Below are 21,208 nucleotides of genomic sequence, written 5' to 3' on the forward strand. Positions count from 1 at the left end.
CTAGCACGCTGCCCTCTCACGGCAGTAGCGCCGGTTCGAATCCGGTCGGGGGTACGTATCGAAGAGGCCCTCCGCCACGGCGGAGGGCCTCTTTGCTGTGTCCCCGCACCCCGCCGGGCCGGCGCTCAATCTCCGGTGCCGAAACGGCGGTTGGACTCCTCGGCCTCCGCGAGTCGGCGCAGACTCAGCAGGACCGGCTCGTAGAGCACGGTGAGCGCGACCGCCGCCTCGACCTGTTCGAGGGGGGTGCTGAACCCCTCGACAAGGTCCAGGTCGGTAACGGCCAGTTGGGCCGCGGCCCGGGCGTACGGCGCCAAGTCGTCGGCGTCACAGGGATATCCGAGCCGGACCAGTGCCGACACCGCCACCACGAGCGTCGCCCAGGCCGGGGCCTCCTCGCCGGCGTCCAGGCATTCCTGCCAGGCGAGCCGCCGCATGAGCAGCTCCACCTCGCGCCGGGCGACCGCGGTCGCCGGATCGTCCTCGACCGGCTTCGGACCCTGCGGCAGCGCCCAGACGGCGGCACCCAGCCGCGTGTTCTGGTCCAGCGACTCGTCCTCGACCGCCGCCAGCACCTGGCGCGCGGTGGCCACCGGCATCCTCCCGACCTGGATCAGGGCCCGGACGAGGCGCAGCCGGCGCAGATGGTCGTCGCCGTACTCCGCCTGGGTGGCGGTGATCCGGCGGCCGGGGGGCAGCAGTTGCTCCCGCAGGTAGTACTTGATCGTGGCGGCCGGGAGTCCGCTGCGTTCACTCAGTTCCGCGAGCTTCATCCTCTTGCGCCCTTCCTTGGAGAGTGGAACTATCCAACCATGGATAGTGAAGCTATCCAATACATCGACACCGGGGAGCCACCATGAGCGCCGAACTGTTCGAGGGCCGGACCACCGCCGCTGCGGAGGGTGAGGTGATCGTCTTTCTCATCGGAATGCGGATCAACAACTTCTGGGCCCTGCGCAGCTGGTGGCCGGTGATGAGGGCGATGCCGCGCATGCTCAAGGAGCTGTCGCGGGAGAAGGAGAGAGGACTGCTGGGCTTCCGGCTCCACTTGGGCATGCCGCGGGTCTTCGAGGTGACCCAGTACTGGGAGTCGCGTGAGCAGCTGATCGCCTACGCCTCGGCGCAGGACGGCGAGCACCGCCCGGCGTGGGCGGCCTTCAACCGGCGGGTGCGGGCGGGGAAGAACAAGGTCGGCTTCTTCCACGAGACCTACGCGGTGCCCGCGGGCAGCTACGAGCAGGTCTACATCAACATGCCGGCGTTCGGCCTGGGCGAGGCCACCGGGGTCATTCCGGTCGGCCGCCGCGGCGAGAGCGCCAAGGAGCGCCTGGCGTACCGGGCGGGCTGACGTACCGGGGCGGGCTGACGCACCGGGCAGGCTGCCGTCCGGGGACGGGAAACAGGTGCGCGCCGGTGCCGGGGGCTTGGACGGAGCCCCCGGCACCGGCGCGCTCGGTACGGGTGGTGTGGGAAAGCGCGGTCTCAGCCGTTGCGGCGCAGGGCCTCGGAGAGCCGTCCCGCGGCGTCGATGACGGCCTGGGCGTGCATCCGGCCCGGGTGCCGGGTCAGCCGCTCGATCGGTCCGGAGACCGAGACGGCGGCGACCACCCGGTTCGAGGGCCCGCGCACCGGCGCGGAGACGGAGGCGACGCCCGGCTCCCGCTCGCCGATGGACTGGGCCCAGCCCCTCCGGCGTACGCCGGAGAGCGCGGTGGCCGTGAATCGGGCACCCTGGAGACCACGGTGCAGCCGCTCCGGCTCTTCCCATGCCATCAGGACCTGGGCGGCGGACCCGGCCTTCATCGGCAGCGTCGAGCCGACCGGCACGGTGTCCCGCAGCCCGGACAGCCGTTCCGCGGCGGCCACACAGATCCGCATGTCGCCCTGGCGCCGGTAGAGCTGGGCGCTCTCGCCGGTCACGTCCCGCAGGTGGGTGAGGACCGGTCCCGCCGTGGCCAGCAGCCGGTCCTCGCCCGCCGCGGCGGCGAGCTCGGAGAGCCGGGGGCCCAGGATGAAGCGGCCCTGCATGTCACGGGCGACCAGCCGGTGATGTTCGAGCGCGACCGCGAGGCGGTGCGCGGTGGGGCGGGCGAGGCCCGTGGCGCCGACAAGCCCGGCCAGGGTGGCCGGTCCGGACTCCAGCGCGCTGAGCACCAGAGCCGCCTTGTCGAGAACGCCGACGCCGCTAGAGTTGTCCATGCAACGATATTCGCGTCTCACACTGTGAAACGCAAGTTCAATTTTCCAGCGAAAGCGTCAGGCTGGGGAGCACGGCAGGGACGCCGACCGGAACCAGGGGACCGGACGGAGTCCACATCAGACGAGTTGGCCGGCAGCGACGCCGGTCGGAGGGACAGCGATGGGTAGGACACTCGCGGAAAAGGTCTGGGACGACCATGTCGTCCGGCGCGCCGAGGGCGAGCCCGACCTTCTCTACATCGATCTGCACCTGCTGCACGAGGTGACCAGCCCCCAGGCCTTCGACGGTCTGCGGTTGAACGGGCGCCAGGTGCGGCGGACCGATCTCACCATCGCCACGGAGGACCACAACACTCCGACCCTCGACATCGACAAGCCGATCGCCGACCCGGTCTCCCGTACCCAGCTGGAGACGCTGCGTAAGAACTGCGCGGAGTTCGGTGTCCGTCTGCACCCGCTGGGTGACGTCGAGCAGGGCGTCGTCCACGTGGTGGGACCGCAGCTGGGCCTGACCCAGCCCGGCACCACCGTGGTGTGCGGCGACAGCCACACCTCCACGCACGGCGCCTTCGGCGCGCTCGCGTTCGGCATCGGCACCAGCCAGGTCGAGCACGTTCTGGCCACCCAGACCCTGCCGCTGGCCCGCCCCAAGACCATGGCGATCACCGTCGGTGGCGAACTGCCCGCCGATGTCACCGCCAAGGACCTGATCCTCGCCATCATCGCGAAGATCGGCACCGGCGGCGGCCAGGGCTATGTCATCGAGTACCGCGGCCCGGCCATCGAGAAGCTGTCGATGGAAGCCCGGATGACCGTCTGCAACATGTCGATCGAGGCGGGCGCGCGGGCCGGCATGATCGCCCCCGACCGCACCACGTTCGACTATCTGCAGGGCCGTGACCACGCCCCCACGGGCGCGGACTGGGACGCCGCCGTCGAGTACTGGCAGACCCTGCGCACCGACGACGACGCGGTCTTCGACCACGAGGTCTACATCGACGGTGCCTCACTGGCCCCGTTCGTCACCTGGGGCACCAACCCCGCCCAGGGCGCCCCGCTGAGCGCCTCGGTGCCGGACCCGGCGTCGTTCGACGACCCCAGCGACCGCCAGGCCGCCGAGAAGGCCCTGGAGTACATGGGACTTCACGCGGGCCAGCCGTTGCGCGAGGTCAAGGTCGACACCGTCTTCGTCGGCTCCTGCACCAACGGCCGGATCGAGGATCTGCGGGCCGCGGCGTCCATCGTCGAGGGCCGACAGGTGGCTGACGGCGTCCGCATGCTGGTCGTCCCCGGCTCGGTCCGGGTCGCCCTGCAGGCCGTCGCCGAGGGCCTGGACAAGGTCTTCACCGCTTCCGGCGCCGAATGGCGGCACGCCGGTTGCTCGATGTGCCTGGGCATGAACCCCGACCAACTCGCCCCTGGTGAGCGCTCCGCGTCCACCTCCAACCGCAACTTCGAGGGACGGCAGGGCAAGGGCGGCCGTACGCACCTGGTATCGCCGCAGGTCGCCGCCGCCACGGCGGTACTCGGGCACCTCGCTTCGCCCGCGGACCTGACCGACTCCGACGCCCGTACCGCTGTGGAGGCCTGATACCGATGGAAGCGTTCACCACACACACCGGCCGGGCCGTCCCGCTGCGCCGCAGCAACGTCGACACCGACCAGATCATCCCGGCCCACTGGCTGAAGAAGGTCACCCGCAACGGCTTCGAGGACGGGCTCTTCGAGGCCTGGCGCAAGGACGAGAAATTCGTTCTCAACCTGCCCGAGCGCGCGGGGGCGACCGTGTTGGTCGCCGGCTTCGACTTCGGCACCGGCTCGTCCCGCGAGCACGCGGTGTGGGCGCTGCAGAACTACGGCTTCAAAGCCGTGATCTCGTCCCGCTTCGCGGACATCTTCCGGGGCAACTCGCTCAAGAACGGCCTGCTCACGGTCGTGCTGCCACAGGAGACCGTCGAGCGGCTGTGGAAGCTGACCGAGGCCGACCCGACCGCCGAGGTCACGGTCGACCTGGTGGCCAGGGAAGTGCGCGCCGAGGGCATCACCGCGGCGTTCGAGCTGGACGACAACGCCCGCTGGCGCCTGCTGGAAGGGCTGGACGACATCAGCCTGACCCTCGCCAACGAGGCGGACATCACCACCTATGAGCGCTCCCGCCCGGCGCACAAGCCGAGCACCGTGCAGGTCTGACCGTCCCTGCGAAGGGATCCGGCCGGATTTCGAAGCGCCTTCCGCGGTCCGCGGGGGGCGCTTCGGCATGCCCGGACCACCGTATTGGCCCTGTCGCGCGAGACATTGGTCCTGTCGTGCGCGACAACTCACCGCAGATGGCACAATCGGTACATGGAACGCGATGGCCAACTCGAGCTCTACGGGGTCCTCGCCGCCCGGCTGAAGGAGGCGCACGCGCGCGTCGCGAATCTCCAAGTACCCGATGACGTAAGGCTGGAGTTGAACCGGAAACTCCTCGTCGTGACTGCTGCGGCCAAGCATGATCTCGCCGGTGCGGCACGGCGTCTGGACGTCTTCCTGCGGGAGCTCGACCAGGGCAGATTTCTTGATCAAGGAACTGTCTGAGAGCCGAGTTCGTTGCGGCACAAGGGTGATTCGCCCGTTTCGTATTTGATTTGCGGTATATATCCGCCTAACGTGCGAAAAAGCCCGTACTCATTCGCCGGGCAAAGTTTCCGAAGGGGAAGACGTGAACAAGGCGCAGCTCGTAGAAGCGATTGCCGACAAGGTAGGTGGCCGCCAGGCCGCCGCGGACGCGGTTGACGCGGTTCTCGACGCGATCGTCCGCGCGGTCGTCTCCGGCGACCGGGTCTCGGTCACCGGATTCGGTTCGTTCGAGAAGGTCGACCGTCCCGCCCGCTATGCCCGCAACCCCCAGACCGGGGAGCGGGTCCGGGTCAAGAAGACCTCGGTGCCGCGCTTCCGCGCGGGTCAGGGCTTCAAGGACCTGGTCAGCGGGGCCAAGAAGCTCCCGAAGAACGATGTCGCGGTCAAGAAGGCGCCCAAGGGCAGCCTGAGTGGCGGGGCTTCCACCCGTACCACCGCCAAGGCCGCGGCCAAGAAGGCCACCGCCAAGAAGGCCACCGCGGCGAAGAAGGCCGTGACCGCCAAGAAGGCGGCTCCCGCGAAGAAGACGGTGACCGCCAAGAAGACCACGGCGAAGAAGACCACCGCCGCGGCGAAGAAGGCGACCCCGGCCAAGAAGGCCGCCACCGCCAAGAAGGCCGCCGCCAAGAAGTCCGCCCCGGCCAAGAAGGCCACGGCGAAGAAGGCCCCGGCCAAGAAGAGTGCCGCCCGCAAGACCGCTGTGAAGCGGACTGCGAAGAAGTAGTCACCACCTGCAGGCCGCGACGGGCCGGGCTCCCCACCAGGGAGCCCGGCCCGCGCCGTTCTCCGGCAGGTCCGGCGGCTCCCGGGCCGCCGCTACGCCTTGGGCGCCTGGGGATCCGCGAAGGTCTGCAGCGTCAGGAAGACCACCCGGCGGTCGTCGCCGTCCCCCTCGGTGCGGATCCGCACCCGCTGGCCCGGCCGCAGCAGCCGCAGGCCCCCCGCGTCGAAGGCCGCCGCGTCGAACGGCAGCGGAGTCCCGTCGTCGAGCAGCACGCTGCCGGCACGTGTCCCGGGGTCGTATGTGTACGCGGTCGCCTGCATGACCGGAAGCCTAGTGAATGCGCCCACCGCCGCGACACCGCGTGCGGCCTCCCGTGGGGACAGGTGCCGCGCCGGTCAGTCGGTGATGAGCAGCCCGGCGGCGACGTCCGCGGTCCGCGGGCCGACCCCCAGGGCCAGCGCCACCCGCAGGTCGGCGGGGGTGTCGACGTCCTGGCGCACGGAGTCCACACCGCGCAGCGTGATCTCCCGGGCGCCGGAGGCCCGGTGCCGGGCCCGCGAGGCACCGCCGAACGCCGGCGCCAGGTCATGACCCGGCGGCGCGGTGAGCAACGTGGTGCCGATCGCCGCCGCATCGGCCAGAAATGCCCTCCCTGAGGCCCTCGCGGCGCTGTTGAGCACTGCGGACAGCTCCAGCGGGCGCAAGGCCGGGAGATCGGCGTTCAGGGCCGCCACGGCCGCATCGGGAGTGGCGGACCGGATGAGGTGCCCGCCGTACGCGAGAGCCGCGTTGAGTCCGGCCGCCGGAGCGTCCGGCACGATCCGGGCCCCCAGGGCGGCCAGTTCCGCCGCCGCCAGCGGATCGTCGGTGACGACGGTGACGCTCCACACCTGTGCGCAGGCCAGCGCGGCGGCCACGGTGTCCTGGGCGAACGCCAGCGCCAGCCCCGGCCGCACCGTCCCCGCGGCCGGCGCCAGCCGGCTCTTGGCCACGGCGAGCGGCTTCAGCGGTACGACGAGGGACCACATCACGGATACGGGCACCGAACCATTGTGCGGTGACCCACCCGCCCGACGGCCACGGACCCACCCCTTGTTCCTTGGCCCGATTCCCCGCCAGGGGACTCCCGCAGGCACCGGCGACGCAGCTTCCCCGGGGGCGCGCCCCTCGCCCCGCCCGCCCTGGCGTTACGGTGTGCGTACCGGCGACACTTGTGCGGCTGCACTGGTGCAGCCTCGTGCAATGAGGAGGAAGTTCTGGTGTCCCGCCGCAGAATCGGCTTCTGGTACCGGCTCGCAGCCGCCATCGCGAAACCGCCGCTTCTTGTCCTCTTCAAGCGGGATTGGCGCGGAATGGAGCACATTCCGGCCGGCGGTGGATTCATCACGGCCGTCAACCACAACTCATTCCTCGACCCGCTGTCGTACGGCCATTTCCAGTACAACACCGGACGGGTTCCGCGCCTGCTCGCGAAGGCCGGGCTCTTCAAGATCTTCTTTGTCGGCATGATGCTGCGCGGAACAGGTCAGATTCCGGTCTACCGGGAGTCCACGGACGCCGCCAACGCGTTCCGCGCCGCCGTCGCCGCGATCAACTCCGGCGAATGCGTCGCGTTCTATCCGGAGGGCACGCTCACCCGTGATCCCGACCAGTGGCCGATGACCGGCAAGACCGGCGCCGCACGGGTCGCGCTGCTCACCAAGGCGCCGGTGATCCCGGTCGCGCAATGGGGCGCCAACGAGGCGATGCCGCCGTACGCCAAGGGAAAGAAGTTCTTCCTCTTTCCCCGGAAGACCCTGCGGGTGATCGCCGGCCCGCCCGTCGACCTGTCGCGGTTCTACGGCGAGGAGCCCACCGCGGAGGTGCTGCGCGAGGTCACCGAGGTGATCATGGTGGAGATCACCGAGCTGCTCGCCGTGCTGCGCGGGGAGCCCGCGCCCGCCGCGCTCTACGACCCGCGCCAGGCGGCTCGTGCCCGCCGGGCGGACAAGGCGGAACGGGCCGCGAAGACCGGCGGCACCACGCGGAAGCCCGCACCGGAGCCCGTGCCGCGGCCCGCACCGGAACCCGAGCCCGTACGGCAGCCCGTGAAGAACCCGACGGATCAGCAGGAGGAGTCGTAAGTGTCAACGCGCTGCGCGGTGTACGGAACCGGCTCCTGGGGCACCGCGTTCGCGATGGTGCTCGCCGACGCCGGATGTGACGTCTCGCTGTGGGGACGCCGGCCCGAGCTGGTCGAGGCGGTCAACGCCACCCACATGAACCCCGACTACCTGCCGGGAATCGCGCTCCCCGAGGCCGTACGGGCCACCACCGACCCGGCCGAGGCCGCCAGGGACGCCGAATTCGTCGTCCTGGCCGTCCCGTCGCAGACGCTGCGCGGCAACCTCGCCGAGTGGGCGCCCCTGCTGCGCCCCGACGCCGTCCTGGTCAGCCTGATGAAGGGTGTCGAACTCGGCACCGCCAAGCTGATGAGCGAGGTCATCGAAGAGGTGGCCAAGGCCGGCCCCGAGCGGGTCGCGGTGCTCTCCGGCCCCAACCTGGCCAAGGAGATCGCCGCCCGGCAGCCCGCCGCCTCCGTGGTCGCCTGCCGCGACGAGTCGGTGGCCCAGCGGTTCCAGGCCGCGTGCCACACCGCCTACTTCCGCCCGTACACCAACGCCGACGTGGTCGGCTGCGAACTCGGCGGAGCGGTCAAGAACGTCATCGCGCTCGCCGTCGGCATCGCCGACGGCATGGGGCTCGGCGACAACACCAAGGCCTCGCTGATCACCCGCGGGCTGGCCGAGACGACGCGGCTGGGCCTGGCGATGGGGGCCGACGCGCACACCTTCGCGGGGCTGGCCGGCATGGGCGACCTGGTCGCCACCTGCTCGTCGCCGCTGTCCCGCAACCACACCTTCGGCACCAACCTCGGCCGCGGCATGTCGCTCGCGGAGACCATCGCGGTCACCCGGCAGACTGCCGAGGGCGTGAAGTCCTGCGAGTCGGTGGCCGATCTGGCACGCCGGCACGGTGTCGACATGCCGATCACGGACACCGTCGTGGACATCGTGCACAACGGGAAGCCGCCGGTCGTGGCCGTCAAGGAGCTGATGTCCCGCTCCGCGAAATCCGAGCGGTAGGGTCAACGAACCATGAGCAATCTGCCTTCTTCCCAGACTCCCGACCAACCGCAGCGCAAGCCTCGGGTAGCGCTCGTCTTCGGCGGACGCAGCTCCGAGCACGGGGTGTCGGTGGTCACCGCGGCCAGCGTGCTGCGGGCCATCGACCGGTCGAAGTACGACGTCCTTCCCATCGGGATCACGACGGACGGCCGCTGGGCGCTGACCAGCGACGACCCGGACCGGATGGGGATCACCGACCGCCGGATGCCGACCGTGGAACAGGTCACCGACCACGAGGGCACCGTCGTGCTCCCGGTCGACCCGGCCAACCGCGAGGTCGTCTACAGCGAGCCCGGAGTGGTGCCCAAGGCCCTCGGCGACGTCGATGTCGTCTTCCCCGTGCTGCACGGCCCCTACGGCGAGGACGGCACCCTGCAGGGCCTGCTGGAGCTGTCCGGCGTGCCCTACGTGGGTGCGGGCGTCCTCGCCTCGGCCGTCGGCATGGACAAGGAGTACATGAAGCGGGTCTTCATCTCCTTCGGCCTGCCGGTCGGGCCGTATCTGGTGATCCGGCCGCGTGACTGGGAGAACGACCAGGAGACCGCCCGCCGGAGCATCGTGGAGTTCGCCGCGGACCACGGCTGGCCGCTCTTCGTGAAGCCCGCCCGCGCGGGCTCGTCCATGGGCATCAGCAAGGTCGAGGACGCGTCCGGTCTCGACGAGGCGATCGAGGAGGCCCGGCGGCACGACCCGAAGGTCATCGTCGAGTCGCTGCTGCGCGGCCGTGAGATCGAGTGCGGCGTCCTGGAGTTCGAGGACGGCCCGCGCGCCAGCCTTCCGGCGGAGATCCCGCCGGTCACCGCCCACGACTTCTACGACTTCGAGGCCAAGTACATCGACTCGGCCGAGGGCATCGTGCCGGCGCCGCTCACCCCCGAGCAGACCGCGGAGGTGCAGCGGCTCGCCGTCGCGGCCTTCGACTCGGTCTCCTGCGAGGGCCTGGTGCGCGCGGACTTCTTCCTGCTCGACAGCGGAGAGTTCGTCATCAACGAGATCAACACGATGCCCGGCTTCACGCCCATCTCCATGTACCCGCGGATGTGGCAGGAGAGCGGCGTGGAGTACCCGGAGCTGGTGGACCGGCTGATCCAGGCCGCACTGCGCCGCCGGACCGGGCTGCGCTAGAACACGGCTCGCTCCAGGCCGCCGCCCGCGCCAGGGCGCGGCCCAGGGCGTGTTGCGAAAGTCCCGCCTGGCCCACGACGCCTGGCACGCGCCCTCGCTGCGTTGTCGGGCTCGTCCACGTACGGTCCAGTACGAGGACGACCCTCCGCCTTGCGAGCGCACGCACCAGACGCCGTGGGCCACGCCCTCCGGGCGAACGGCGCTCCTTTCGAAACACGCCCTAGAGCTCGTTCGGGATCGTCTTCTTGACGGCGCCGGCGAGGTCGGTGAGGGGACCGACGTCGCCGGCGTACTTCTTGGGGAGGGTGACCTCGACGTACGCCTTGCGCAGCGTCGTGGTGAGCTTGAAGCTGCCGTCGCCCTGGGCCTGGATCAGCCAGCCGACGCCGTCCACCTCCACCGAGTCCGCGCTGGAATCGTTCATCGCCTGCGGCCTCGGCACCCCGCAGCGCAGCACGATCGCCGGATTTCCCCACCCGGCGGTGAAGTCGGACGCGGGCCTGAGATCATGCACGCCGAGTCCATTGACGGAGTGCGGCAGATCCCGGTGCAGCGCACGGCAGTAGACGGCGGCCCGCGCGTCCGGAGCCGGAACGGGCGTCTCATCGGCCGGACCGGCTGCGGAAACGAAGACCGCCGCCGCGGACAAGCACGCGACGGCGGCAACGGAAATCAGCGCGAACCGGCGAAAAGCTATCACCGGACGAGCATAGTCGGGGGCTACAGATGGACGACGGGACAGGTCAGAGTACGGGTGATCCCGTCCACCTGCTGTACCTTCGCGACCACCATGCGGCCCAGGTCGTCGACCGTGTCTGCCTGGGCCCGGACGATGACGTCGTAGGGACCGGTGACATCTTCGGCCTGAATGACGCCGGAGATCTTCGCAATCGTCTCCGCTACTGCCGAGGCCTTCCCAACCTCGGTCTGGATCAAGATGTACGCCTGTACCACGGAACCTCCAGGGCGGCTTCGAGGATCATGTGGGAGGGGGGACGCCACGTTATCGCGTCGCCGCACGGCGCGGGGAGACCCGCGCGGTACCGAGCACTCGCTTTGAGCGGAATCTCCAGGGGAATGACGACGTGAAAGGGACAAACAGATGAAGGGGACCGTGGGCGAGTTGGGGGAGTTCGGGTTGATCAGGGAGTTGACCTCCCGGCTCACGACCACTCCCAATGTACGCCTGGGGCCTGGGGACGACGCGGCGGTGGTGGCCGCGCCGGACCGCCGGGTGGTCGCCACCACCGATGTGCTGCTCGAAGGCCGGCACTTCCGGCGTGACTGGTCGACCGCCTACGACGTCGGCCGCAAGGCCGCGGCACAGAATCTCGCGGACATCGCCGCGATGGGCGCGGTGCCCACCGCGGTCCTGCTGGCGCTGGTCGTCCCGGCAGAGCTGCCGGCCACCTGGCCGATCGAGCTGATGGACGGCATCCGCGACGAGTGCCAGGTGGCGGGTGCCGCCGTGGTCGGCGGCGACGTGGTGCGCGGCGACACGATCACGGTCGCGATCACCGCCCTCGGCGACCTGCGCAACCGCGAGCCCGTCACCCGGTCCGGCGCCCGGCCCGGCGACGTCATCGCGGTGACCGGCTGGCTGGGCTGGTCGGCGGCCGGCCTCGCGGTGCTCTCCCGCGGCTTCCGCTCGCCGCGCGCCTTCGTCGAGGCGCACCGGCGGCCCGAGCCGCCGTACCACGCGGGCCCCGCGGCGGCCGAGCTCGGCGCCACCGCGATGACGGACGTCAGCGACGGACTGGTGGCCGACCTCGGGCACATCGCGACGGCCAGCGGGGTGCTGATCAACCTGAAGTCCGCGGACATCGACGTACCCGCGCAGATGTCCGACATCGGGCAGGCGGTCGGCGTGGACCCGCTGCACTGGGTGCTGACCGGGGGAGAGGACCACGCGATCGTCGCGGCCTTCCCGCCCGACGTGAAGCTCCCGGCCCGCTGGCGGGTGATCGGCGAGGTGCTCAAGGCCCCCGGCACCCCGCACGTCACCGTGGACGGCGCCGCCTGGGACAAGGCCGGCGGCTGGGACCACTTCGGCGACACCACGGCGCAGGGCGCCGGGGACTAGGTTCACGGGTATGCGAACGTCCCCGCCCAGGGTGCTCACCGTCGCCGGATCCGATTCCGGCGGCGGTGCGGGCATCCAGGCCGACCTGAAGACGATGCTGGCGCTCGGCGTGCACGGCATGAGCGTGCTGACCGCGGTCACCGCGCAGAACTCGCTGGGCGTCCAGGGGGCCTGGGAGCTGCCGGTGGCGGCCGTTCGCGCGCAGTTCCGCGCCGTGGTCGACGACATCGGCGTCCAGGCCGTCAAGACTGGCATGCTCTCCTCGGCCGCGATCGCCTCCGAGGTGGCCGCTCTGCTGGCGGACGTGGGCGCCCCCGTGGTCGTCGACCCGGTCGGCATCTCCAAGCACGGGGACTCCCTGCTGACGGCCGGGGCTCTGGAGGTCGTCCGCACCGAGCTGCTGCCCGTGGCCACCGTCGCCACCCCGAACCTCGACGAGGTCACGCAGCTGACGGGTGTCGTGGTGGACGGCGAGGCGGCGATGGGCGAGGCCGCGGAAGCGGTACTGGCGCTCGGGCCGCGCTGGGTCCTGATCAAGGGCGGCCATCTCGACGGCGACGCCGTGGACCTGCTCTCCGACGGTTCGCGGGAGCACTGGTTCCGCGCCGTCCGGTACGACAACCGGCACACCCACGGCACCGGCTGCACGCTGGCCAGCGCCATCGCCTCGTACCTGGCGCTGGGCCTGGAGGTGCCGGCGGCGGTCGGCGCCGCCAAGGACTACGTCACGGGCGCCATCGCGGCCGGCTTCCGGCTGGGCGGCGGCATCGGCCCGGTGGACCACGCCTGGCGGCAGCGCCGGGAGCTCTGAGCGCCGAGCTGCTGGTGACGTCAGCGCCCGGCGACCGGCCCTGAGCGCAGGAAAACCGGCCCCGAACGCAAGAAAACCGGCCCACCCTGAGGTGGACCGGCTTCGAGTAGCCGCAAGGCTGCGCTGCTACGACGTGTACGCGTCAGCGCGAGACCTTGCCGGCCTTGATGCACGAGGTGCAGACATTGAGGCGCTTCGGCGTCCGACCGACCACAGCACGCACCCGCTGAATGTTGGGATTCCAACGGCGGGGAGTACGGCGGTGCGAGTGGGAAATAGCGTTGCCGAAGCCCGGCCCCTTGCCGCAGACGTCGCAGTTGGCAGCCACGGGTCACTCCAAAGACTTCGAGATGCACTTACAGTGAAAAGCCCGGGAGATTCCCGGACAACCGGAGCAGCATACAACGGCCACTCCCGCACAACGAAATTACCACGGGCGCGGGGTCCGCCGCCCCGGGCCGACTGCCGCCGTGACCGGTGTCACGGATACCCTCACCTGCAGCAGTCTCCGCTTCAGGTGTCCGCAGGAGGACTTGGTGCCGCACACGCTCGACGCTTCCGCGGTGCGCGCGTGGTGCCGACTGGCCCTCCAGGCGCTGGGCCGGGCCCGCGAGGAGATCGACGCGATCAACGTGTATCCGGTCGCCGACGGGGACACCGGCACCAATCTGTACCTGACGATGGAATCAGCCGCCCAGTCCGTCGACGCCGTCTTCGACGGTCATGCCGCCTCCGGACACACCCCCGACCTCGCCCAGGCCTTCCGCGCGATGTCCCACGGCGCCCTGATAGGCGCCCGCGGCAACTCCGGCACGATCCTCGCCCAGCTGCTGCGCGGCATGACGGAAGCGCTCACGGACGATCCTGCGACGGGAAACGTGGCGTCGAAGGCGGCGGGCAACGGAGCCGTTGGGGGTGCCGCCGCGGCCGGTGATCAGGACACCGCCGAACTGCTGCGCCGGGCGCTGCGCCGGGCCGCCGGGTCCGCGTACCTGGCGGTCGCCCACCCCGTCGAGGGGACGATGCTCACCGTCGCCACCGAGGCGGCCACCGCCGCGGAGCGGGACGGCGGCGGTCCGGTCTCCGTCGCGAGAGCCGCCCACCAGGGCGCGCGCATCGCACTCGCCGCCACCACCGGCCAGCTCGCCGTACTCGGCCGGGCCGGCGTCGTGGACGCGGGTGGACGCGGCCTGGTGGCCGTGCTGGGCGCCCTCGCCGACGCGCTGGCCGGTGAGGTGCCGATGGGACCGCTGGCCGATCACGCGCCGCCCGTCCCGTACGGCTGCCGCGACGAGGACGGCTCGGACCCGCACGTCGTGCCCGGCGGGCCCGCCTTCGAGGTCATCTACCTGCTGGAGGCGTCCGACACCGCCCTGCCCGCGCTGCGCGGGCGGCTGGACGCCCTCGGGGACTCCCTGGTGGTCGTCGGCGGCGACGGCCTGTGGAACGTCCATGTCCACGTGGACGATGCGGGAGCCGCCATCGAGGCCGGTATCGAGGCCGGTCGCCCCTACCGGATCCGCGTCACCCACTTCGGCGATCAGGTCCGTGAGCGGCCCGACACGGACACCGACACCCCCGTGGTGCCCGATGCGGTTTCCCGGCACCACGAGGGTGCCGGGGACAGCGGGCGGCCACCGGAGCGGGTGCGGCGCGCCGTCGTCGCCGTCGTACGGGGTGACGGGCTGGCCGACCTCTGCGCCCGGGCCGGTGCGACCGTCGTCGCCGTCCGCCCCGGCGACCCGCCCGCCAGCGGCGAGATCGCGGCCGCGATCCGCCGTGCCAACGCCCGCGAAGTGGTGCTCCTCCCGAACGACGTGGAACTGCGGCACGCCGCCGGCGCCGCCGCCGACCGGGCCCGCGCCGACGGCGTCCGGGTCGCCCTGATCCCCACCCGCTCCCCGGTGCAGGGCATCGCCGCGCTCGCCGTCCACGAGCCCGCACGGCGCTTCGACGAGGACGTCGTCGCCATGACCTCGGCGGCCGGCGCCACCCGCTACGCGGAACTGGCCGTCGCCGAGCACCAGTCCTGGACCATGGCCGGCATCTGCCAGGCCGGCGACGTCCTCGGGCTGATCGACGGCGATGTCGCGGTCATCGGCGGGAACCTGGTCGAGACCGGCACGATCGTCCTCGACCGCATGCTGGCCGCGGGCGGCGAGATGGTCACCCTCGTCCTCGGCGCCGGTGCCCCGCCCGACCTCGCGGACCGCATCGAGGCGCACGTCCAGGCCGGCCACATCGCGGTGGACACCGTCGTCTACCAGGGCGGCCAGCAGACCTGCCCGCTCCTCATCGGCGTCGAATAACCGCTCGCCGCAGGCCGCACCCGCTTTGTCACTGCCGTGCGCAAAGATGGACCCGATGTCTGCCCTGGACGAACCCCTGAAGAAGTCGGTCGGCGGCCGCACGGCAAAAGTGCTCGCCGACCACCTCGACCTGCACACCGTCGGCGACCTGCTGCACCACTACCCGCGCCGGTACGCCGAGCGCGGCGAGCTGACGCGGCTGGCCGACCTCCCGCTCGACGAGCACGTCACCGTCGTCGCGGAGATCGCCAAGGCCGACAAGAGGACGTACAACGGCGGCACGGGCGTCCGCCTGGAGGTCGTCGTCACCGACGGCAGCGGTTCGCTGACCCTGGTGTTCTTCAGCAAGGCGGCGCACGCCCACGCCCACCGGCTGATCCCCGGCCGCCGCGGGATGTTCTCCGGCAAGGTCTCGGTCTTCAACCGCACCCGCCAGCTCGCCCACCCCGACTACCAGTTGCTGGACGCGGAGGACGCCAAGGGCGGGGAGTCGGACGTGGCGGCCGCGTTCGCCAACCAGCAGATCCCGCTCTACCCCGCGTGCAAGCAGATCAGCTCCTGGCAGATCGCGCAGTCCGTGCAGACGGTCCTCGACTCGATGCGGGGCACCAGCTGGGCGGGCGTCGGCGAACCGCTGCCGGCCGCGCTGCGCGAGGCGCGCGGCCTGGCGCCGCTCTCCGAGGCGCTGGAGAAGATCCACCGGCCGCGTACCAAGGCCGACATCGCCGAGGCGCGGGACCGGCTGAAATGGGACGAGGCGTACGTCCTGCAGGTGGCCCTGGCGCGCCGCAGGGCCGCGGACTCCGCGCTGCCCGCCACCCCGCGCGTGCCGCACGCCGACGGGCTGATGACCACGTTCGACACCCGGCTGCCGTTCACCCTCACCGAAGGCCAGCAGAAGGTCTCCGCCGAGATCTTCGCCGACCTGGCGACCGAACACCCCATGCACCGGCTCCTCCAGGGCGAGGTCGGCTCCGGCAAGACGCTGGTCGCGCTGCGCGCCATGCTCGCCGTCGTCGACTCCGGCGGCCAGGCCGCGATGCTGGCGCCCACCGAGGTGCTCGCCCAGCAGCACCACCGGTCGATCACCGAGATGATGGGCGACCTCGCCGGCGGGGGCATGCTCGGTGGCGCGGAGAACGCCACCAAGATCGTGCTGCTCACCGGCTCCATGGGGGTGCCCGCCCGCCGTCAGGCCCTGCTGGACCTCATCAGCGGTGACGCCGGGATCGTGATCGGCACGCACGCCCTGATCGAGGACAAGGTCCAGTTCCACGATCTGGGCCTGGTCGTGGTCGACGAGCAGCACCGCTTCGGCGTCGAGCAGCGCGACGCGCTGCGCGCCAAGGCCGCCAAACCGCCGCACCTGCTGGTGATGACCGCGACCCCGATCCCGCGCACGGTCGCCATGACCGTCTTCGGCGACCTGGAGACGTCCGTCCTGGACCAGCTGCCGGCCGGCCGTTCGCCGATCGCCACCCATGTCGTCCCGGCCAAGGACAAGCCGCACTTCCTGTCCCGCGCCTGGGAGCGGGTGCGGGAGGAGGTGTCGAAGGGCCACCAGGCGTACGTGGTCTGCCCCCGCATCGGCGACGAGGAGGACGCGAAGAAGAAGCCGGACGACGCGGAGCGCCGCCCGCCGCTGGCCGTCCTGGACATCGCCGAGCAGCTCGCCGCGGGCCCGCTGGCCGGGCTGCGGGTCGAGGTGCTGCACGGCAGGATGCAGCCGGACGCCAAGGACGACGTGATGCGCCGGTTCGCCGCCGGCCAGGTGGACGTCCTGGTGGCGACCACCGTCATCGAGGTCGGGGTGAACGTCCCGAACTCCACCGTCATGGTGATCATGGACGCCGACCGCTTCGGCGTCTCCCAGCTCCACCAGCTGCGCGGCCGCGTCGGCCGGGGTTCCGCTCCAGGGCTCTGCCTGCTCGTCTCCGAGGCGCACGAGGCGAGCCCCGCCCGGCAGCGCCTCTCCGCCGTCGCGGCGACCCTGGACGGCTTCGAGCTGTCCCGTATCGACCTGGAGCAGCGCCGCGAGGGCGACGTCCTCGGCCAGGCCCAGTCCGGCACCCGTTCGTCGCTGCGCATGCTGACCGTGATCGACGACGAGGAGGTCATCGCCGCCGCCCGCGACGAGGCCACCGCACTGGTCGCCGCGGACCCCGAACTGGCCGACCACCCGGACCTGCGCAGCGCCCTGGAGAGCCTGGTCGACGCGGACCGCGAGGAGTACCTCGACAAGGGCTGAACCGGGCCGCTGAACAGGGCTGAACTGCCGTGCTGAGCAGGGCGATTGTCAGACCCCCCTGAGAGAATGGACGTAGTCCAAGTCGATGGACCTTTGGGGGCAAAAGCATGTCGTTCCGTCATCTCAACGAACTGCCGCTCGGCGACAAGGTCTTCCGGATCGAGCTCGCCAGCGACGACGACACCAACGTCACTCTCACCCTCTCCGGATGGAGTGAGGACGACCCCGACACCCTTCTCGCGTCCGGCGATCTGCGGCTGCCCATGGCGGACGTACCGTCCCTGCGGATCGCTCTCAACCGCGCGCTGCGCGCCCTCGCGCTCGTAGCCGACGTGTCCGAGCCCATCCCCGACCGTGACGTGCTCCGGGAGCTGTTCCCCGGCCACGGCGCCCCCTGGGTGCCGCAGCACGAGGAGGAGCTGCTGCGGCGGTTCCACGACAGCGAGACCATCGCCCGGATAGCCGCCCGCTTCGGGCGGACCCCGGACTCGGTCCGCACCAAGCTGCGTGAGCTGGGGCACGACCCGCGCCGCCCGGAGTTCTGCCCGCCCGACGGCTGCCTGTCCTGGTCCCGCTACGCGTCCACCGCGCTGGTGGGGGCGGTGGAGGAGCCCGGCAGGGAGTGACTCCGTATCGTGGGGGAGCGGCCGCGAACAGCGCCGTTCCCCCACGATGTCGAGGACGTGAAGGACGAGATGACCCGCGTGATCGCCGGAGCCGCCGGTGGCCGCCGCCTGGCCGTGCCCCCGGGCAATGGGACCCGCCCCACCTCGGACCGCGCCAAGGAGGGGATGTTCTCCACCTGGGAGTCGCTGCGCGGCACGCTGAACGGTGCCAGGGTGCTGGATCTGTACGGCGGCTCGGGGGCGATCGGGCTGGAGGCGCTCTCGCGCGGCGCCGAGCACGTCCTGCTGGTCGAGTCCGACCCGGCAGCGGCCCGCACCATCCGGGAGAACGTGCAGATGATCGGGCTGCCCGGCGCCGAGGTGCGGGCCGGCCGGGCCGAGCAGGTCATCGCCGGCCCGGCGCCCGCGACCCCGTTCGACATGGCGTTCCTGGACCCGCCCTACGACATGGGCGACGACGAACTGCGGGAGATCCTGCTCACACTCCGCATTCAGGGGTGGCTGGATGACGACGCGATCGTCACCGTGGAACGGCGCACCCGTGGCGGAGTCTCCCCCTGGCCCGACGGCTTCGAGGCAGTGAGGGCCCGCCGTTACGGCGAGGCGACACTTTGGTACGGTCGCGCCGCCGAAGTTACCGCCGGGTCATGAACGGCCCGGAGAGCGAGGAGTCTCAGTTGCGTCGCGCAGTCTGTCCGGGGTCTTTCGACCCGATCACCAATGGACATCTCGACATCATCGCCCGCGCTTCCCGGCTCTACGACACCGTGTACGTCGCGGTGATGATCAACCAGTCCAAGCAGGGTCTGTTCTCGGTCGAGGAGCGCATCGCCCTCATCCAGGAAGTCACCGCGGAATTCGGGAACGTGCAGGTCGAGTCGTTCCACGGGCTGCTCGTCGACTTCTGCAAGCAGCGCGACATCCCGGCCATCGTCAAGGGTCTGCGCGCGGTCAGCGACTTCGACTACGAGCTGCAGATGGCGCAGATGAACATCGGGCTGTCCGGGGTCGAGACGCTCTTCGTGCCGACCAACCCCACCTACAGCTTCCTCTCCTCCAGTCTCGTCAAGGAGGTGGCCCAATGGGGCGGTGACATCTCCCACTTGGTGCCGCCGACGATCCTGGCGGCTCTCAACGACCGGCTCGGGCAGCGCTAGAGTCTGCATGTCCCGTCCGGACCCGGCCGGGCCCCGCTGAGGAAAGACTGACGCCCGTGGACGTGCAGAAGAAGCTCGACGAGATCGTCGCGGCCATCGAAGGCGCGCGGTCCATGCCGATGTCCGCCTCGTGCGTGGTCAACCGTGCCGAGCTGCTGAGCAGGCTCGAAGAGGTGCGCTCCGCGCTCCCCGACTCGCTGTCGCAGGCCGAGGCGCTGCTGGGCGGCCGCGAGCAGATGGTCGAGGAGGCCCGCCTCGAGGCGAACCGGATCATCGAGTCGGCGCACGCCGAGCGCGACTCGATGATCTCGGACACCCAGGTCGCCCGCCAGTCCCAGGACGAGGCGGAGCGCATCGTGGCCGAGGCCCGCCGCGAGGCGGAGGAGATCCGCGCCGAGGCCGACGACTACGTGGACAGCAAGCTCGCCAACTTCGAGGTCGTGCTCACCAAGACCATCGGCTCCGTCGACCGCGGCCGCGAGAAGCTGCTCGGCCAGGGCCCCGGTCTGGACGAGCAGGGCTACGAGGACGCGGACGCCCCCGAGCGCAGCGCCGACCCGGAGACGCTGCGGCGCCGGGCCGACGACTACGTGGACGCCAAGCTGGGCGCCTTCGAGGCGGTGCTCTCCAAGACCCTGGAGGCCGTCGGCCGCGGCCGGCTCAAGCTGACCGGCCACAGCGTCGCCGACGAGCTGGGCGCCCACATGGCGGCCCAGGACGCCGCGGACGCGGCGGGCGGCCACCAGACCGACGCCGAGTTCATGGCGGGCCTGGCGGCCCCGGTCCCCGCACAGACCCAGCAGACGGACTACTCGTACGACGCGACGCCGGCCACGCCGGACTACGGGTACCAGCAGGACTACGGCCAGCAGGCCGCCTACTCCGACCCGTACGCGGCCCAGCAGCAGCAGGGATACCCGGAGCAGGCCGGCTACGGCGGCTACCAGCCGGACTACGGGCAGCAGACCTACGCCGACCCGCAGGGCCAGTACCAGCAGCAGCCGTACGACCAGCAGCCGCAGCACCAGCCCCAGCACCAGGCCGCGGCGCTGGACGAGACCAGCCTCTTCGACACCGGCATGATCGATCTGAACCGGCTGCGGGAGCTGGAACAGGGGCGCTGAACGCGCTGGTCACGTGGGGGGTCAGAGGGGGTCAGGGGAGAAAAAGCGGGGCGGCGCGAAGCGTCTCGTCGCAAGGGTGGTGGTTGGTGACGGGTGGGCGAGTTGGGTCCTGCCCGGACGTCCAGTATCCTGACCTTTCCAGCCGTGTGAATCGCCGGCTCTTTGGGCTGCCCACCCTCCGGGGTGAGGGCAAGCCGCACCGATGAAAGAGGAAGCCCTGAAAACCCCCCGTCTCGACCACCGCGAGCCTCTCGTGTTCGACACGCACGAGCTGGGTCGTCGTCCTGGTTCGATGCGGAAGGTCTCCCGTTCGGTGCCGGCACCCAAGGATCTCGGTATCGAGGTCATCGGGGTGCCCGAGGGCACGGCAGTACAGCTGGAGCTCCGACTGGAGTCGGTCATGGAGGGGGTACTTGTCACAGGTACCGTCCGTGCGCCGCTCTCGGGAGAGTGCGTAAGGTGTCTGGAGCCGTTCGAGCGCAAGCTCGATGCGGACTTCCAAGAGATGTACTCCTACCCCGACGCCGACACCCGGACCGCCCGCAAGGACGAAGCCGGTGACGACGCGGAGGAGGAGGACGTTCTCTTCCTCGAGGACGACCTGTTCGATCTCGAACCCGCGCTGCGGGACGCGGTGGTGCTCGCACTGCCGCTGCAGCCGGTGTGCCAGGAAGACTGCCCGGGACTGTGCTCCGATTGCGGAGAGCGGCTCGCGGACGACCCGGACCACCACCATGAGGTCGCCGACATTCGGTGGGCGGCCCTGCAGGAATTTAAGAAGAGCGGTGCCGACCAGGGCGCCGACGAGAACCAGGAGAAGTAGCCGTGGCTGTTCCGAAGCGGAAGATGTCGCGCAGCAACACGCGCCACCGCCGTGCGCAGTGGAAGGCTGTTGCCGTGAGCCTGGTGGCGTGCGAGAGCTGCCACCAGCCGAAGCAGAGCCACATCGCGTGCCCGAGCTGCGGCACGTACAACCGTCGTCAGGTCCTCGAGGTCTGATCGGCGGGTGACAGGCT

At 70.9% G+C, this 21,208-nt stretch carries 25 protein-coding genes; 18 read left to right on the top strand and 7 right to left on the bottom strand.

What is annotated here, in order from left to right:
* Nucleotides 1-125: 125 nt before the first annotated feature.
* A complete protein-coding gene (locus C6N31_RS34640) occupies nt 126-773 on the bottom strand; it encodes a MerR family transcriptional regulator (protein ID WP_187145332.1) in 648 nt (215 codons plus the stop codon).
* Between the two features lie 83 nt (nt 774-856).
* On the opposite strand from C6N31_RS34640, the gene C6N31_RS34645 reads away from it, so the two are divergent.
* Nucleotides 857-1,348 (top strand): DUF4188 domain-containing protein, encoded by a 492-nt coding sequence (locus tag C6N31_RS34645; RefSeq protein WP_164297868.1) that lies wholly within the window; start codon nt 857-859, stop codon nt 1,346-1,348.
* A 134-nt stretch (nt 1,349-1,482) separates the two neighbouring features.
* Here the strand turns inward: C6N31_RS34645 and ndgR are convergent, their stop codons facing one another.
* Nucleotides 1,483-2,199 (bottom strand): IclR family transcriptional regulator NdgR, encoded by a 717-nt coding sequence (gene ndgR / locus C6N31_RS34650; RefSeq protein ID WP_138356489.1) that lies wholly within the window; start codon nt 2,197-2,199, stop codon nt 1,483-1,485.
* 160 nt (nt 2,200-2,359) lie between these two features.
* Between ndgR and leuC the strand changes: the two genes are divergently transcribed.
* From leuC to C6N31_RS34670, 4 genes are all read left to right on the top strand, one after another.
* Nucleotides 2,360-3,790, top strand: coding sequence for a 3-isopropylmalate dehydratase large subunit (gene leuC, locus C6N31_RS34655; protein WP_138356488.1), 1,431 nt, complete (start codon nt 2,360-2,362; stop codon nt 3,788-3,790).
* Between the two features lie 5 nt (nt 3,791-3,795).
* Complete coding sequence (gene leuD, locus C6N31_RS34660; RefSeq protein WP_138356487.1) at nt 3,796-4,389, top strand: 3-isopropylmalate dehydratase small subunit; 594 nt, start codon at nt 3,796-3,798, stop codon at nt 4,387-4,389.
* Between the two features lie 153 nt (nt 4,390-4,542).
* Nucleotides 4,543-4,776, top strand: a complete 234-nt coding sequence (locus C6N31_RS34665; RefSeq protein WP_138356486.1) for an SCO5555 family protein — start codon at nt 4,543-4,545, stop codon at nt 4,774-4,776.
* Nucleotides 4,777-4,900: 124 nt separating this feature from the next.
* Entirely contained in the window at nt 4,901-5,542 is a 642-nt protein-coding gene (locus C6N31_RS34670) for an HU family DNA-binding protein (protein WP_138356485.1), read from the top strand.
* A 92-nt stretch (nt 5,543-5,634) separates the two neighbouring features.
* Here C6N31_RS34670 and C6N31_RS34675 read toward each other — a convergent pair whose 3' ends face one another.
* Nucleotides 5,635-5,862, bottom strand: coding sequence for a hypothetical protein (locus tag C6N31_RS34675; RefSeq protein ID WP_138356484.1), 228 nt, complete (start codon nt 5,860-5,862; stop codon nt 5,635-5,637).
* Nucleotides 5,863-5,937: 75 nt separating this feature from the next.
* Complete coding sequence (gene cofC, locus C6N31_RS34680; protein WP_164297878.1) at nt 5,938-6,573, bottom strand: 2-phospho-L-lactate guanylyltransferase; 636 nt, start codon at nt 6,571-6,573, stop codon at nt 5,938-5,940.
* A 228-nt stretch (nt 6,574-6,801) separates the two neighbouring features.
* Here cofC and C6N31_RS34685 point away from each other — a divergent pair, with 228 nt between their 5' ends.
* The 3 genes from C6N31_RS34685 to C6N31_RS34695 are packed head-to-tail and all read left to right on the top strand — an operon-like array spanning nt 6,802 to nt 9,834.
* A complete protein-coding gene (locus tag C6N31_RS34685; protein WP_138356483.1) occupies nt 6,802-7,665 on the top strand; it encodes a lysophospholipid acyltransferase family protein in 864 nt (287 codons plus the stop codon).
* Entirely contained in the window at nt 7,666-8,667 is a 1,002-nt protein-coding gene (locus C6N31_RS34690; protein ID WP_138356482.1) for an NAD(P)H-dependent glycerol-3-phosphate dehydrogenase, read from the top strand. It abuts the gene before it with no gap.
* Nucleotides 8,668-8,679: 12 nt separating this feature from the next.
* Complete coding sequence (locus C6N31_RS34695) at nt 8,680-9,834, top strand: D-alanine--D-alanine ligase family protein (protein ID WP_138356481.1); 1,155 nt, start codon at nt 8,680-8,682, stop codon at nt 9,832-9,834.
* Nucleotides 9,835-10,054: 220 nt separating this feature from the next.
* Here the strand turns inward: C6N31_RS34695 and C6N31_RS34700 are convergent, their stop codons facing one another.
* Together C6N31_RS34700 and C6N31_RS34705 are read right to left on the bottom strand one after the other, a co-directional pair.
* Nucleotides 10,055-10,534, bottom strand: coding sequence for a DUF3515 domain-containing protein (locus tag C6N31_RS34700; protein ID WP_138356480.1), 480 nt, complete (start codon nt 10,532-10,534; stop codon nt 10,055-10,057).
* Nucleotides 10,535-10,554: 20 nt separating this feature from the next.
* Nucleotides 10,555-10,788 (bottom strand): Lrp/AsnC family transcriptional regulator, encoded by a 234-nt coding sequence (locus tag C6N31_RS34705; protein WP_138356479.1) that lies wholly within the window; start codon nt 10,786-10,788, stop codon nt 10,555-10,557.
* A gap of 148 nt (nt 10,789-10,936) precedes the next feature.
* Between C6N31_RS34705 and C6N31_RS34710 the strand changes: the two genes are divergently transcribed.
* Together C6N31_RS34710 and thiD are read left to right on the top strand one after the other, a co-directional pair.
* On the top strand, nt 10,937-11,917 hold the full coding sequence (locus C6N31_RS34710) for a thiamine-phosphate kinase (protein WP_138356478.1): 981 nt from the start codon (nt 10,937-10,939) through the stop codon (nt 11,915-11,917).
* Nucleotides 11,918-11,927: 10 nt separating this feature from the next.
* The gene (thiD, locus tag C6N31_RS34715; RefSeq protein WP_198359006.1) at nt 11,928-12,728 is read left to right on the top strand and encodes a bifunctional hydroxymethylpyrimidine kinase/phosphomethylpyrimidine kinase; all 801 of its coding nucleotides are present in this window, start codon (nt 11,928-11,930) and stop codon (nt 12,726-12,728) included.
* Nucleotides 12,729-12,870: 142 nt separating this feature from the next.
* On the opposite strand, the gene rpmB is transcribed toward thiD, so the two are convergent.
* Nucleotides 12,871-13,056: a 50S ribosomal protein L28 gene (rpmB, locus tag C6N31_RS34720; RefSeq protein ID WP_138356476.1), complete on the bottom strand. Its 186-nt coding sequence runs from the start codon at nt 13,054-13,056 to the stop codon at nt 12,871-12,873.
* Nucleotides 13,057-13,264: 208 nt separating this feature from the next.
* On the opposite strand from rpmB, the gene C6N31_RS34725 reads away from it, so the two are divergent.
* From C6N31_RS34725 to rpmF, 8 genes are all read left to right on the top strand, one after another.
* Nucleotides 13,265-15,037, top strand: a complete 1,773-nt coding sequence (locus tag C6N31_RS34725; protein ID WP_198359007.1) for a DAK2 domain-containing protein — start codon at nt 13,265-13,267, stop codon at nt 15,035-15,037.
* Nucleotides 15,038-15,083: 46 nt separating this feature from the next.
* The gene (gene recG, locus C6N31_RS34730) at nt 15,084-17,285 is read left to right on the top strand and encodes an ATP-dependent DNA helicase RecG (protein WP_187145034.1); all 2,202 of its coding nucleotides are present in this window, start codon (nt 15,084-15,086) and stop codon (nt 17,283-17,285) included.
* 107 nt (nt 17,286-17,392) lie between these two features.
* On the top strand, nt 17,393-17,911 hold the full coding sequence (locus tag C6N31_RS34735) for a hypothetical protein (RefSeq protein WP_138356473.1): 519 nt from the start codon (nt 17,393-17,395) through the stop codon (nt 17,909-17,911).
* A gap of 69 nt (nt 17,912-17,980) precedes the next feature.
* Nucleotides 17,981-18,562, top strand: a complete 582-nt coding sequence (rsmD, locus tag C6N31_RS34740; RefSeq protein ID WP_138356499.1) for a 16S rRNA (guanine(966)-N(2))-methyltransferase RsmD — start codon at nt 17,981-17,983, stop codon at nt 18,560-18,562.
* A 26-nt stretch (nt 18,563-18,588) separates the two neighbouring features.
* Nucleotides 18,589-19,068 (top strand): pantetheine-phosphate adenylyltransferase, encoded by a 480-nt coding sequence (gene coaD / locus C6N31_RS34745; RefSeq protein WP_187145035.1) that lies wholly within the window; start codon nt 18,589-18,591, stop codon nt 19,066-19,068.
* Nucleotides 19,069-19,124: 56 nt separating this feature from the next.
* On the top strand, nt 19,125-20,192 hold the full coding sequence (locus C6N31_RS34750) for a cell division initiation protein (RefSeq protein ID WP_138356471.1): 1,068 nt from the start codon (nt 19,125-19,127) through the stop codon (nt 20,190-20,192).
* A gap of 202 nt (nt 20,193-20,394) precedes the next feature.
* Nucleotides 20,395-21,015, top strand: a complete 621-nt coding sequence (locus C6N31_RS34755) for a YceD family protein (protein ID WP_138356470.1) — start codon at nt 20,395-20,397, stop codon at nt 21,013-21,015.
* Nucleotides 21,016-21,017: 2 nt separating this feature from the next.
* Nucleotides 21,018-21,191, top strand: a complete 174-nt coding sequence (rpmF, locus tag C6N31_RS34760; RefSeq protein ID WP_138356469.1) for a 50S ribosomal protein L32 — start codon at nt 21,018-21,020, stop codon at nt 21,189-21,191.
* The last annotated feature ends 17 nt before the right edge of the window (nt 21,192-21,208 follow it).

Origin of the sequence: Streptomyces fildesensis (assembly GCF_016107395.1) — a bacterium.
Classification (GTDB): Bacteria; Actinomycetota; Actinomycetes; order Streptomycetales; family Streptomycetaceae; genus Actinacidiphila; species Actinacidiphila fildesensis.

Excerpts from the sequence above, each read along its gene's own strand:
- rsmD (WP_138356499.1), top strand. The coding sequence starts at position 17,981 with ATGACCCGCGTGATCGCCGGAGCCGCCGGTGGCCGCCGCCTGGCCGTG.
- C6N31_RS34675 (WP_138356484.1), bottom strand. The coding sequence starts at position 5,862 with ATGCAGGCGACCGCGTACACATACGACCCCGGGACACGTGCCGGCAGC.
- recG (WP_187145034.1), top strand. The coding sequence starts at position 15,084 with ATGGACCCGATGTCTGCCCTGGACGAACCCCTGAAGAAGTCGGTCGGC.
- C6N31_RS34710 (WP_138356478.1), top strand. The coding sequence starts at position 10,937 with ATGAAGGGGACCGTGGGCGAGTTGGGGGAGTTCGGGTTGATCAGGGAG.
- C6N31_RS34645 (WP_164297868.1), top strand. The coding sequence starts at position 857 with ATGAGCGCCGAACTGTTCGAGGGCCGGACCACCGCCGCTGCGGAGGGT.
- C6N31_RS34695 (WP_138356481.1), top strand. The coding sequence starts at position 8,680 with ATGAGCAATCTGCCTTCTTCCCAGACTCCCGACCAACCGCAGCGCAAG.
- C6N31_RS34640 (WP_187145332.1), bottom strand. The coding sequence starts at position 773 with ATGAAGCTCGCGGAACTGAGTGAACGCAGCGGACTCCCGGCCGCCACG.
- C6N31_RS34735 (WP_138356473.1), top strand. The coding sequence starts at position 17,393 with ATGTCGTTCCGTCATCTCAACGAACTGCCGCTCGGCGACAAGGTCTTC.
- thiD (WP_198359006.1), top strand. The coding sequence starts at position 11,928 with ATGCGAACGTCCCCGCCCAGGGTGCTCACCGTCGCCGGATCCGATTCC.
- ndgR (WP_138356489.1), bottom strand. The coding sequence starts at position 2,199 with ATGGACAACTCTAGCGGCGTCGGCGTTCTCGACAAGGCGGCTCTGGTG.
- leuD (WP_138356487.1), top strand. The coding sequence starts at position 3,796 with ATGGAAGCGTTCACCACACACACCGGCCGGGCCGTCCCGCTGCGCCGC.
- C6N31_RS34755 (WP_138356470.1), top strand. The coding sequence starts at position 20,395 with ATGAAAGAGGAAGCCCTGAAAACCCCCCGTCTCGACCACCGCGAGCCT.
- C6N31_RS34665 (WP_138356486.1), top strand. The coding sequence starts at position 4,543 with ATGGAACGCGATGGCCAACTCGAGCTCTACGGGGTCCTCGCCGCCCGG.
- leuC (WP_138356488.1), top strand. The coding sequence starts at position 2,360 with ATGGGTAGGACACTCGCGGAAAAGGTCTGGGACGACCATGTCGTCCGG.